13 protein-coding genes are annotated in these 12,646 nt (G+C 47.0%); 5 read left to right on the top strand and 8 right to left on the bottom strand.

What is annotated here, in order from left to right:
• Positions 1-16 precede the first annotated feature (16 nt).
• From A8L45_RS12460 to rpsB, 6 genes are all read right to left on the bottom strand, one after another.
• Entirely contained in the window at positions 17-865 is an 849-nt protein-coding gene (locus A8L45_RS12460) for a phosphatidate cytidylyltransferase (RefSeq protein ID WP_068902733.1), read from the bottom strand.
• Between the two features lie 9 nt (positions 866-874).
• Positions 875-1,645, bottom strand: coding sequence for an undecaprenyl pyrophosphate synthase (uppS, locus tag A8L45_RS12455; RefSeq protein WP_068902730.1), 771 nt, complete (start codon positions 1,643-1,645; stop codon positions 875-877).
• A 74-nt stretch (positions 1,646-1,719) separates the two neighbouring features.
• The gene (frr, locus tag A8L45_RS12450) at positions 1,720-2,277 is read right to left on the bottom strand and encodes a ribosome recycling factor (RefSeq protein WP_068902728.1); all 558 of its coding nucleotides are present in this window, start codon (positions 2,275-2,277) and stop codon (positions 1,720-1,722) included.
• A gap of 56 nt (positions 2,278-2,333) precedes the next feature.
• Positions 2,334-3,062: a UMP kinase gene (gene pyrH / locus A8L45_RS12445; RefSeq protein ID WP_068902726.1), complete on the bottom strand. Its 729-nt coding sequence runs from the start codon at positions 3,060-3,062 to the stop codon at positions 2,334-2,336.
• Positions 3,063-3,149: 87 nt separating this feature from the next.
• On the bottom strand, positions 3,150-3,989 hold the full coding sequence (gene tsf / locus A8L45_RS12440) for a translation elongation factor Ts (protein WP_068902724.1): 840 nt from the start codon (positions 3,987-3,989) through the stop codon (positions 3,150-3,152).
• A gap of 130 nt (positions 3,990-4,119) precedes the next feature.
• Positions 4,120-4,848, bottom strand: coding sequence for a 30S ribosomal protein S2 (rpsB, locus tag A8L45_RS12435; RefSeq protein WP_068902722.1), 729 nt, complete (start codon positions 4,846-4,848; stop codon positions 4,120-4,122).
• 315 nt (positions 4,849-5,163) lie between these two features.
• Here rpsB and map point away from each other — a divergent pair, with 315 nt between their 5' ends.
• The 3 genes from map to A8L45_RS12420 all read left to right on the top strand — a co-directional run bounded on the left by map (position 5,164) and on the right by A8L45_RS12420 (position 9,093).
• Positions 5,164-5,961 (top strand): type I methionyl aminopeptidase, encoded by a 798-nt coding sequence (gene map / locus A8L45_RS12430; RefSeq protein ID WP_068902721.1) that lies wholly within the window; start codon positions 5,164-5,166, stop codon positions 5,959-5,961.
• Between the two features lie 68 nt (positions 5,962-6,029).
• On the top strand, positions 6,030-8,651 hold the full coding sequence (glnD, locus tag A8L45_RS12425) for a bifunctional uridylyltransferase/uridylyl-removing protein GlnD (RefSeq protein ID WP_068902719.1): 2,622 nt from the start codon (positions 6,030-6,032) through the stop codon (positions 8,649-8,651).
• A gap of 64 nt (positions 8,652-8,715) precedes the next feature.
• Entirely contained in the window at positions 8,716-9,093 is a 378-nt protein-coding gene (locus A8L45_RS12420; protein ID WP_068902717.1) for a DUF3461 family protein, read from the top strand.
• Between the two features lie 75 nt (positions 9,094-9,168).
• On the opposite strand, the gene truC is transcribed toward A8L45_RS12420, so the two are convergent.
• Positions 9,169-9,918, bottom strand: coding sequence for a tRNA pseudouridine(65) synthase TruC (gene truC / locus A8L45_RS12415; protein ID WP_068902714.1), 750 nt, complete (start codon positions 9,916-9,918; stop codon positions 9,169-9,171).
• Complete coding sequence (locus A8L45_RS12410; RefSeq protein ID WP_068902712.1) at positions 9,915-10,241, bottom strand: YqcC family protein; 327 nt, start codon at positions 10,239-10,241, stop codon at positions 9,915-9,917. The genes truC and A8L45_RS12410 overlap by 4 nt, the downstream gene beginning before the upstream one ends.
• 255 nt (positions 10,242-10,496) lie before the next feature.
• On the opposite strand from A8L45_RS12410, the gene A8L45_RS12405 reads away from it, so the two are divergent.
• Together A8L45_RS12405 and A8L45_RS12400 are read left to right on the top strand one after the other, a co-directional pair.
• Positions 10,497-11,543, top strand: coding sequence for a DUF3549 family protein (locus A8L45_RS12405; protein WP_068902710.1), 1,047 nt, complete (start codon positions 10,497-10,499; stop codon positions 11,541-11,543).
• A complete protein-coding gene (locus A8L45_RS12400) occupies positions 11,536-11,838 on the top strand; it encodes a DUF3301 domain-containing protein (protein ID WP_083228325.1) in 303 nt (100 codons plus the stop codon). Before A8L45_RS12405 ends, A8L45_RS12400 begins: the two co-directional genes overlap by 8 nt.
• The last annotated feature ends 808 nt before the right edge of the window (positions 11,839-12,646 follow it).

Genomic DNA, 12,646 nt, shown 5'->3' with positions numbered 1-12,646 from the left:
CGGCCAGCAGATATGTTTACGACATATAGATGTACATCACCGCAAATACCGGAAATGCGGCGGTCAAACTATCAATACGATCAAGAATTCCGCCGTGGCCTGGAAGTATACTGCCACTGTCTTTCACTCCGGCAACACGCTTGAACATGCTCTCAGCAAGATCACCTAATACGGATGCAAATGCAGTAACCAGAGCAACCGCTATTAAAGCAGGCACTGAGGAAAATGGGATCTGAAGCCAGTGTGCAAACGCACCCGTGACTGCCATTGCCGCCACCATGCCGCCAATCAAGCCTTCTACCGTTTTGTTAGGGCTAACGTTAGGTGCCATTTTACGCTTACCAAAGCGCTTACCCGCAAAATAAGCGCCGGAATCTGCTGACCACACCAGTAAACATACCAATAGAACCAGTTTTGCCCCCAGCAAAGGGTCATTATTGTACCCCTGTGCGCGGAGCAAAATGACACTCCACATGAATGGGAGTAATGTCAGCACACCAAACCCCTGCCGCATGATCCCGCTGTCTTTCCACCACGCTATTTTTTTGGGGTAGCTAAGGACCATCACTGTTGCCAAAAGCCACCACAAAGCCCCTGCCGCAGCCATTGAGATTGCACCTGATACAGATAAATTCAGGTTTGTCACGTCAATAGGGAGAAGGGTAAGGGAAAGTGCTAGCAGAATGGCTGGGGAGATGAAGTGCTTTATGCGATCCAGTGGAGTGACAAATTGGGTCCATTCCCAATGGCCCAAAAGGGTGACCACCGCAATAGCACCGACAAAGATCTCAAATGGCAGATAAAATATGCCTGCAACCACAAGGGGAGCAAGAATTGCTGCCGTTAAAATTCGTTGTTTAAGCAAACGAAACCTCTAATTTTCTGTTTCCAGCATCGCCTGAATCTGCTCGCCAGTGCAACCAAAACGTCGCTCGCGATTGATGTACCAGGCAATAGCATTAGACAGGCTTTTTTCATTAAAATCTGGCCAGAACTCTTCGGTGAAATACAGTTCTGCGTAGGCTGCCTGCCAAAGAATAAAATTACTGATTCGGCATTCACCACTGGTGCGAATCATTAAATCAACATCCGGTAATCCGGCGGTGCTCAGGTGTACGGCGATATCCCCTTCAGTGAGGGTACTGGGATCCAACTCGCCACAGGCAACCTGCTCGGCTAGTTTTTTTACCGATTGCGTGATATCCCATTGACCGCCATAGTTGGCAGCGACATTTAGGACAAGGCGGGTATTGTTTTTAGTCAAATCTTCTGCACGGGCTATTTTTTCTTGCAGAGAACGACTAAATCGCGACGTATCGCCAATCACCCTGAGTCTGACACCATTTTTATGCAGTCGTTTCACTTCACGGCCAAGAACCGTGACAAACAACTCCATCAATAGGTTGACTTCTTCCTGTGGCCTGCGCCAGTTCTCGCTGCTAAATGCAAACAGAGTAAGCACCTGTATACCCAGTCTATTTGCAGCTGATACCGTTTTTCTTACCGATTCCACACCTGCTTTGTGACCAAACATTCGGGCTTTACCACGCGCTTTAGCCCAGCGCCCATTCCCATCCATAATGATGGCGATATGTTTAGGCAATGCCCCACGGGACAATTCATTGTCAGGTATTGGCGAACTCATTGTGTTCCTTCGAAAATAAAAAGCGCTGTCCTGTCAGCACAGCGCTTTGCAAATGAATCAGAGTGTAGACAGAATTAGACTTCCATCAACTCTTTTTCTTTTGCTTCAAGTACTAGATCGATATCTTTTACCGCTGAGTCAGTCAACTTCTGAATGTCGTCCTGGCCACGACGCTCCTCGTCTTCAGAAATTTCTTTGTCTTTCAGCAGTGCTTTCAGGTCGCTGTTGGCATCACGACGGATGTTACGAACAGCAACACGGCCTTGCTCAGCTTCGGCACGAACAATCTTAACCAGATCTTTCCGACGCTCTTCAGTCAATGGAGGCAGAGGAACACGAATCACAGTACCAGCAGACATTGGGTTCAGACCAAGGTCAGAAGACATGATTGCTTTTTCTACTTTTGGTGCCAGTTCACGGTCGAACACCGTGATAGCCAGTGTACGAGCGTCTTCTGCAACGACGTTAGCCACCTGATTAAGCGGCGTATTAGCACCGTAATACTCAACATAAATAGTGTCGAGCAGGCTCGGGTGTGCACGGCCTGTACGGATTTTTGCCAGCTGGTTTTTTAGTGCTTCAACACTTTTTTCCATGCGCGTCTGCGCATCTAGTTTAGTTTCGTTGATCACGAGAATATCCTTGAAGATTCTTGTTCTATCGAATGGAATTATGCCACTAAATTTGATTAACCGTTATTAATTAGTGTGCCTTCCTGCTCACCCATCACTACCTTTCTCAATGCGCCCGGTTTGTTCATATTGAACACACGAATAGGCATCTTGTGATCGCGAGCTAATGTAAAGGCAGCCAAGTCCATAACTTTTAACTCTTTTTCCAACACATCTTGGTAGTTAAGATGGCTATACAATTCAGCATCAGGGTTCTTTGCAGGATCGTCAGTATATACACCATCGACCTTAGTTGCTTTGATCACTACGTCAGATTCGATCTCAATACCACGTAAACACGCCGCAGAGTCTGTTGTGAAGAACGGGTTACCTGTACCGGCGGAGAAAATAACCACACGCCCGTTACGTAGCTGGCTGATAGCTTCAGCCCAGTTGTAGCTATCACATACACCATTAAGTGGGATAGCTGACATAACCCGAGCGTTCACATAGGCACGGTGCAAAGCATCTCGCATCGCCAGACCGTTCATCACGGTAGCAAGCATACCCATGTGGTCGCCCACAACCCGGTTCATTCCAGCTTCTGCCAGACCTGCGCCACGGAATAGGTTACCACCACCGATAACCAGACCAACCTGAACACCCAGTTCGATCAGTTCTTTAATTTCTTGCGCCATGCGATCGAGAACCGCAGGATCGATACCGAAACCTTCGTCACCTTGGAGTGCTTCACCACTGAGTTTTAACAGAATTCTTTGATAAGCTGGTTTTGGATTTGTCGTCATTATCAGTACCTTTGGCACGTACTTTTGGGGGAATGGGGTTGTAAAAAGACCGCAGGGAACTGCGGCCTTTTGGGTTCAAAAGGGTGATTAACCTTTCTGAACTGCAGCAACTTCAGCAGCGAAGTCAACTTCTTCTTTCTCGATACCTTCACCCACTTCGAAACGGATGAAGTTAGAAACAGTTGCGCCTTTCTCTTTCAGCATCTGACCAACAGTCTGAGATGGGTCCATGATGAACGCCTGACCAGTCAGTGATACTTCACCGGTGAATTTCTTCATACGGCCAACAACCATTTTCTCAGCGATTTCTGCTGGCTTGCCAGACTGCATCGCGATGTCGATTTGGATTTGTTTTTCTTTCTCAACAACGTCTGCTGGTACATCTTCTGGAGTAACGTACTCAGGCTTAGAAGCAGCTACGTGCATTGCAACGTGCTTGATAACTTCAGCGTCAGCGTCTGCAGCAACAACTACACCGATACGGTCGCCGTGACGGTAAGAACCTACTTTTGCGCCTTCGATGTATTCAACACGGCGGATGCTCATGTTCTCACCGATTTTAGCAACCAGAGTAGAACGCTGTTCTTCGAACTTCGCTTGCAGCTCTTCAGTTGTCAGACTTCCTTCCAGTGCAGCTTCAGCAACTTCGTTAGCAAATGCAACGAAAGAAGCATCTTTAGCAACAAAGTCAGTTTCGCAGTTAACTTCAACGATCGCCGCTTTCGCGCCGTCTTCTTTAACCAGGATCAGACCTTCAGCAGCAACACGGCCAGCTTTCTTAGCAGCTTTAGCAGCACCGCTCTTGCGCATGTTTTCAATCGCAAGCTCGATATCAGCGTTAGCTTCAACCAGTGCTTTTTTACATTCCATCATGCCTGCGCCAGTGCGCTCACGCAGTTCTTTTACCAGGGCAGCGGTAACAGCCATTGTTCATTCCTCGATTCGAAACTATTTGGGTAAAAATCAGGGGCCCATATTCGGCCCCTGTTAACCTACTTAGCTTACAGTGCCGTATATGACAGACTGATGGCTAAGAACGCTCACAAAGAGCAGTGTCTTATTCAGCGACTTCAACCAGCTCGTCTTCAGCTTGAGCAACGATGTCTTGGCTACGACCTTCGCTGTATGCTTGAGCTGCTGCGTTCAGGTAAAGTTGAACGGCACGGATCGCATCGTCGTTACCAGGGATAACGAAATCAACGCCATCTGGGTCAGAGTTAGTATCAACAACTGCGTATACTGGGATACCCAGGTTGTTTGCTTCTTTAACTGCGATGTGCTCGTGATCTGCATCGATTACGAACAGTGCGTCAGGCAGACCGCCCATGTTTTTGATACCGCCCAGAGACTTTTCAAGTTTCTCCATTTCACGGGTGCGCATCAGGGCTTCTTTTTTGGTCAGCTTATCGAAAGTACCGTCAGTAGACTGAGTTTCCAGATCTTTCAGACGTTTGATTGACTGACGAACAGTTTTCCAGTTAGTCAGCATACCGCCCAACCAGCGGTTGTTCACATAGTACTGGTCACAGCTTTGAGCAGCAGCTTTAACAGATTCGCTAGCGGCACGCTTTGTACCAACGAACAGTACTTTACCTTTGCGCTCACCTACTTTGGTCAGCTCAGCCAGTACGTCGTTGAACATTGGAACAGTTTTTTCCAGGTTGATGATGTGCACTTTGTTACGAGCACCGAAGATGAAAGGCTTCATCTTTGGATTCCAGTAACGGGTTTGGTGACCGAAGTGAACACCAGCTTTAAGCATGTCGCGCATTGAAACAGTAGCCATTTTACATCCTCTTGGGGTTAGGCCTCCACATATCCCATACCGCCGACCCTTAAGGGCACCCCGGCGCATGTGACGATATGTGTGTGAGTTTAAAAATCAAAAATAATAAACACACCTGTTCGAAACCCTCATTATGAGGATTGATCAATCAGGCGTATTCGGCGCGCTTTATACCATAAAATGGACGCTTTAATCCAGTATAGTTTTTTGTTAGCTACCGTATATGGTTCCCTACTCGCCGCTCCATTGTTAATATGTAAAAGATATCGATTAACTTTTGCCTGTCGTTCAACAGGCTATTTTTGAGAGAATTCCATGAGCGCCAAAATAAAATCGGCCGACGAAATTGAAAAAATGCGAGTTGCCGGACGTCTGGCAGCTGAGGTTCTGGAAATGATCGGACCTTATGTTAAGCCGGGTGTCACGACCAAAGAGCTGGACGATATTTGCCACAAACATATCACTGAAGTTCAGGGAGCAGTTCCAGCACCGTTGAACTATCACGGTTTCCCCAAGTCCATTTGTACATCGATCAACCACGTTGTATGCCATGGCATCCCGAATGAAGACGATGTTTTGAAAGATGGTGACGTCGTTAATATTGATATTACCGTGATAAAAGATGGCTACCACGGCGATACATCTAAGATGTTCATGGTGGGAGAAGTGTCCCTTGAGGACAAACGTCTATGCCGTGTTGCTCAGGAAAGTCTTTATCATGCGATGAAGAAAGTGAAGCCAGGCGCGCGCATTGGTGACATTGGCACCGCGATACAGAAATTTATTAAAGGCGGTACGGGTCGCTACTCAATAGTCAAAGATTATTGTGGTCATGGTATTGGCGCTGAATTTCATGAAGAGCCTCAAATTGTTCATTATAAAAATAATGACCGAACTCTGCTTAAACCGGGTATGTGTTTCACAATCGAGCCTATGATCAATGCAGGTAAGTTTGGCACCCTGCTTGATGAGGAAGATGGCTGGACGGTTTATACTATTGATGGTAAGAAATCAGCTCAGTGGGAACACACACTGCTGGTAACCGATAACGGTTGTGAAGTCCTGACATTGCGCGGTGAGGAAGACCTGCCACGTATTTTGGTCAACGCATAACTGATTATTAGCCGGCAGATTTGCCGGCTTTTTTATTTCCCGCCCCGGTTTAGTTGCTAAGGACAGTTATGACTAACATGCTGCTGCAACCCGATTCACTGACAGATGCTCAGATGGACGCAGCATTTATAAGAGAACAGTTAGAGGCGCATGCGGAAGAGCAGCGACTCGCTTTTACTTCCAACGTACCAGTCGATGAATTGGTATCAGCACGCTCCCTCTTTATGGATCAGTTACTCTCAAGGCTATGGTCCTTCTACGGCTTTGAAAGACACCCCAACTTATCTCTTGTCGCCGTCGGCGGTTACGGTCGCGGTGAGTTGCATCCGCTGTCTGATATCGACCTACTCTTACTGAGTGAGGCCCCGCTAGAAAAGACGTATTGCGATAAGATCAGTGAGTTCATTACCTTGCTCTGGGATCTCAGACTGGAGATAGGCCACAGTGTGAGAACACTGGATGAATGCATTGACGTTGGCATGAATGATCTGACTGTGGCGACCAATTTGCAGGAAGCGCGTTTACTTTGCGGTAGTGAGAGACTGTTTGACACTCTAATCAGTAAGATCCGTAGCGAAAACTTTTGGCCCAGTGAAACGTTTTTTACTGCCAAGGTGAATGAGCAAAAGCAGCGGCATGGCCACTATCACGATACCGCTTATAAGCTTGAACCAGACATTAAATCCAGCCCGGGTGGTTTACGTGATATTCATACCTTGAGCTGGGTTGCCTTACGCCATTTCGGTGCCACCAGCTTGAGGGAAATGAGTAAGTTCGGCTTTTTGACTGATGCCGAATTCAGAGAATTAACGGAGTGTCAGGAACTGCTCTGGCGGATTCGGTTCGCCCTGCACCTTGAAATTAAACGTTACGACAACCGACTGACCTTTGCCCACCAACCCGCTGTTGCGGAGAGAATGGGGTACAGTGGAGAAGGAAACCAAGCGGTTGAGATGATGATGCGGGATTTTTTCCGCACTACCCGAAGAATCATTGAGCTCAATAAGATGCTGTTACAGCTTTTTGATCAAGCGATTCACGCGGACGATATCAAGAAACAGAAAGTCGAAATCCTCAGCGAAGACTTTCAACGCAGGGACAACAAGATTGAAGCCCGCAAGCCTGCTCTTTTTCAGGCACGGCCCGATACCATCCTTGATATGTTCATCCATATTGCCGATGACAAATCCATTGATGCTATCTCTGCCCCTACCCTGCGACAATTGAGAACAGCCCGCCGTAGGCTGAACATGTTCCTTTGCGAATCCCCCACAGCGAAAGAAAAATTCGTTTCTTTAACCCGTCACCCTAACGCGTTATACAAAGCATTCACCTTGATGCACAGACATGGCGTGATGGCAGCCTACTTCCCGCAGTGGAGTCGTATCGTTGGTCAGATGCAGTTCGATTTATTCCACACCTACACGGTAGACGAGCACACACTCCGCCTGTTACGGCAAATAGAAAGCTTCAGTTATGAAGAAAATAAAGATAAACACCCGATTTGTTGTGATGTTTTCCCGCGGATAAAAAAACATGAGCTACTGATTCTTGCCGCTATCTTCCATGATATTGGTAAGGGTCGTGGTGGCGATCACTCCAAGATAGGTGCTGAGGAAGCATACAGTTTTTGTATCGAACACGGCTTTTCACGACCAGAATCTAAGCTGGTGAGCTGGCTGGTAGAAAACCATTTATTAATGTCGATAACCGCTCAGCGTCGAGATATCTATGACCCTGATGTGATCACTGAATTTGCGAAAACAGTTCGAGATGAAGAACGTCTGGAGTTTTTGGTGTGTCTTACCGTGGCGGATATCTGCGCCACTAACCCAGAACTATGGAATAGCTGGAAAAGAACCTTATTGTCCGAGCTTTTTTATGCGACCCAGAAAGCACTGCGCCGAGGTCTGGAAAACCCGCCTGATATCCGCGAAAGGATCAGGCACAACCAACACCTCGCCGCTGCGATCCTAAGAAAAAAAGACCACAGCCAAAATGCAATAAACTCGTTATGGCAAGGATTTAAGGCGGATTACTTCCTTCGCAGTACGCACAAGCAAATAGCATGGCACAGCCACCATTTACTCCATCACAATGATGGCCCACTGGTGCTGGTCAGTAAGAAGGCAACACGGGGCGGCACTGAAATTTTTGTGTATACCAAAGATAAGCCGAGTCTGCTCGCCAGAGTTGTGTCTACACTGGATAAACATAATCTCAGCATTCACGATGCACAAATCATGACCAGTAAAAGCGGCCATGCGATGGATACCTTTATGGTTTTAGACCCAAATGGTAAAGCTATTGCATTGGACAGACATGACCATATTCGTCGTGGCGTGGTAAAAGCACTAAAAGAGGAAAAACCTGCCTCATTGCCGCGCCGACGTGCTTCCCGAAAGCTGATGGCGTTTACAGTGGAAACCAAGGTTCACTTTCTTCCTGCTCAGTCAGGCAAGAGAACACTTTTGGAGTTAGTTGCCTTGGATGCACCGGGACTACTGGCGCGGGTCGGAACAGTATTTGCGAGACTTGGTATTTCTGTTCAGTCAGCGAAGGTCACCACAATAGGTGAACGAGCTGAGGATTTCTTCATTATTGCTGATCAGGAAAATCGGGCGCTGGATGAATCTTTACAACAACAGCTTCGGGATGCACTGATAAAAGCCTTACACATCCCTCAGTAAAAGTGGTGACGGCACCTGCCACAGACAGGTGTCACCCCTCCACTATCAGTCAGGAGGTAACACAATGTATGAACATCTGAGCCAGTTGGGTATTAAAAAGCCGGAAGAAATAGAGCGCTATTCTCTCCGTCAGGAAGCACACTCTGACACCTTAAAAATCTATTTTTCCCGTCAAAAAGGTGAGCTTTTTGCCAAAAGCATTAAGTTCAAATATCCGAGACAACGCAAAAATGTTGTTGTCGATAGCGGTAGTGGTCTGTTTCGGGAGGTGACGGAAATTAATCGCAGTTTATCTCTTGTGATTGATGAACTCGACAAGATAGTGAAGCCAGTGTACTCAGAACCAGATGTGAAGAAGAAAATCCTCTCTGACCTGAGGCACCTTGAAAAAGTTGTAGCAATGAAAATTGCTGAAATTGAGGCAGATTTAGAGAAATTATAACGCCGCTGGGACGTTATCTGTCGTTCCCAGTAAATGTCCCCGGGAATAAGGCCTGCAAACCAGCAGGCCTTATTGTCACATCGAATAATTAGACCACCCTAAACCGCTCATCACTCTCTGCCAGACCTCATCAACACCAGCAGTGACGGTAATATTTTCTTTTGTCACAGGATGGGTGAAGGTCAACTGCTGAGCGTGCAGCAGTAATCGATGGCAATCAAACTCCTGCCTGAAAAGACGGTTGTGCCTGCCATCTCCATGATTGACATCACCAATAATATGATGACTGAGATGGTGCATATGTCGGCGCAGTTGATGCTTTCTGCCAGTTTGAGGTTTCATTTCCACCAGCGAATATCGGCAGCTCTGATAGCGACCGAGAGGAATGGGTAATTCTGCTGTTAACACTGGCCGATATTCAGTAATAGCCTCCTTTGCCTCTGGTTCGGCAGTCGCAAACTTATCAGCAACTTTGTCTAACTCTTCCTTCAACGGATAGTCCAGTATTGCCGACTCTTTTACCCAGCCTCTGACCACTGCGTAGTAAGTTTTTTTGACGTCGCGACCTGCAAAAATGGGCATCATCTGTGAGGCTATCTCTGATGAGAGCGCAAAAAGTAGTACGCCAGACGTGGGTCTGTCCAAACGGTGCAAAGGGAAAACATGCTGTCCAATCTGGTCACGCAGGGTTTGCATCACAAAGCGGGTTTCACCTTTGTCTAACCAAGACCGGTGCACCAACATTCCCGACGGCTTATTGACTGCAACCAACCACTCGTCTCGATAAATGATTTCCAGCTCAGGTGCTGATTCCTCAACTGTCACTTTGCACCTGCCTGAAAAAGACTATCGAACTGAGCCAAAATCGCTGCAATATCGTCACGTCCCATATTATGTTTCATGGCCTCTTCAACATAAGGCGCAATTGATATATTCGATGGGATCGGTGCGTCCTGTTCGAGCATCACGCGCATTTTCGGGAGAAAGATCCACTGCAGCCACTCCCCGCAGGTTAGCGTATCAACGGCGAAGGGCTCAGTGCTGGCTAAGGCACTGTCAGCTGGCAGTGTGTGCTGCCAATGTTGATGAGTTTTTAGTGCCTGTTCCAACTGCTCAAGGAGCTGTAAGGCATGTTGTTGAGTGTCCATAGTAAAGTCCTGCGAACGTTATCACGCATGCTGCGGGCAACGGCGGTAAAAATAGAAGAGAGAATAGCACGTGCCACAGCCGCCTCCTACAGTGTCGCAGAAAAGACAGCAAAGCCTCTAATGACAGTAATAATTAGACCTTTTTGGGAGCCAGTATGTATCTTAATGTGCTGACATCCAGTAGCAAAGGAAGCGATAACACAGGCAACTTTGATATACTGGCTTATCTAATTTGGAAATATGTGTAAAACGACAATGGAAAATGCGCTGACCCTGAGTGCCATTCTGAATAAAGCTGGCTGTAATTACCTCGTGTACGACCTCAGCCGACGAGTCACAGAAATCCCCAATGCACAATTTGAAGCAGTGGAAAATAACCACCAGCCATACCCTTTCCCTATTCAGCAGCAAGCACAACTGGGGATCGCCTTTTGGCAAGCAGGACAGGAGCCTTGGATTTGGTTTCTGAAAATGCCGCTTGATGAGCGAGGTTTACTGAATCAGGCTGCACTGGGTGATTTTATTCAGTTTGTAGCTCAGGCAATGGGTGCGACACTCGATAAAACGCCGTCTGAAGCAGAAAGGGAAAAACTGGCAAACAATCCTTATACTTTCTCGCCATCGGACGACAAGAAGGCCATGTTTCATGCCCGATTAACCGTATGCCTTCAACAACCTGCAAGTCAGTACTATGACCATGCTCAACACTACACAGGCGGTGAATTGGGGTGGGAGCAATGGCAAGGTGTTGGCCTGCAAGGGCTCGCGGATTTGTGCGCCCGAATGGGTAAACACGATAACCTGCCAAGGCTAAAGAAAGCCCTTTCAAATATGCCAGACACACCAAAATATGCTCTCTTAGGGTGTCTGGAGCACTGCGAGTTACCCGATAGTCTGGCAAGTCGACTCGATGAGCAGATTGATACATTACTTGCGGATACAGAAATTGATCTGTTTCTCCTTACTGCACACGTCCGTGCATTATCCGGTGCAGACCGCAACAGGCTCTCAGTACGTATACAAAACTTGCTGAGCAAAGTGGAACTGGGCCATAAGGAGCTGCTTATTGCTATTGCTGGGCGGTGTTGGCATGTTCTCGATGAACCTGAACTTCTCGACCGCTTCCTGGTTTCTGTTGCCGCTTGTGACGACGCAAAGTTCTTCAGGCAAATCGTTGCAGATTTAGTGATGATCCCTGAACTTCGTCCACAATTACTGGGCTTACTTCATGGCAACGCCAGTCCGACCCTGCTGAATGCAGTGAATGAATTACAAAAAACGGTGAAATCGAATAATGACTGATTTGCTTGCTATTCTGGCGGTGTCTCTCTTCTGTTTTCTTTTTTGGCAGCAGCGGCGTCAGAGTGAGAATGCACAGCGATTTATTCGTCAGCGTTGTCAGCAGCTGGATTTACAGCTGCTGTCTATCGCCCGTGGCGAGCACTCTTTTGGCTGGCCAAAGGGTCCCGTTAACTTTCAGACCCGATACTTTTTTGAGTTTTCCGTCAATGGTGCCGATAGCTATCAAGGGTATGCGCTTATGGTCGGTCTGAGGTTAAAGAGTGTTTATATCCCACCACACCCAATGCCCGAATAGAGACAGAACTGTTCGTTCAGATTCGGTATATCATCGCTTTGAGGAAACCGATACGACTATCGCGATAGAACGTCTAATTTTATTGGTAAATCAGTGAGGTGATGAACTTTAACGGGGTATGTTGTGCGGAATATTGAACTGGACTATTAAGAAATTAGTGCCACACTAAGATAGAGCGGGCGCGACATACGTCGCGCCCTGAGGTCTTACTTGCAGCTATCCTGCTACTGAATGTGCTCCCTGCACCATCCTTGATTAGTCGCCGTATCCTTCGGCACTGTCCTTAACTCTCCGTCCTGGAGGTGTCCGTTTGATCTTCCTGATCCATCGAGCCGTCCTGCCTCGATTCTCATCCTCATCCTGAGGGTGTCCATGCTACCCTTCCCGGGCGTTTCCATTTGTCATCCTGACCAGTAAATATCCTATCTACTGCAACGGTTCCATCCAATCCATGTTTCCGATACCAATCTTTGTTTCATCCTGAATCAAATTTTGTTTCGGATAACCAATATACTTGGTGAGGTCCCTGTGCCTGTCATGCCTGACCGACAACGCACACTCTACGCGAACAGCATAAATAAACAACCAGCCTACAATGAATCTAGATCACAGTTTAACGTCGCTATTTTGCGAAAATTCGTAAAGCCATGTTTTTAATAAAAAAATAATTAAGAAAAATCATTTTCTCAACATTGAATCATGCTTATCCCACACATTTGTAAGAGATCTCTCACAAGCCCGATAGACGAATAAAGATCTCAAGATCATGGTGTTTCAAGCAACATATTGAAAATAATATAAAAAAAAG

This window comes from Veronia pacifica (genome assembly GCF_001707825.1).
Classification (GTDB): domain Bacteria; phylum Pseudomonadota; class Gammaproteobacteria; order Enterobacterales; family Vibrionaceae; genus Veronia; species Veronia pacifica.
Note: the sequence above shows the minus strand (reverse complement) of the source record. Positions and strands in the feature narration are given on the sequence as shown.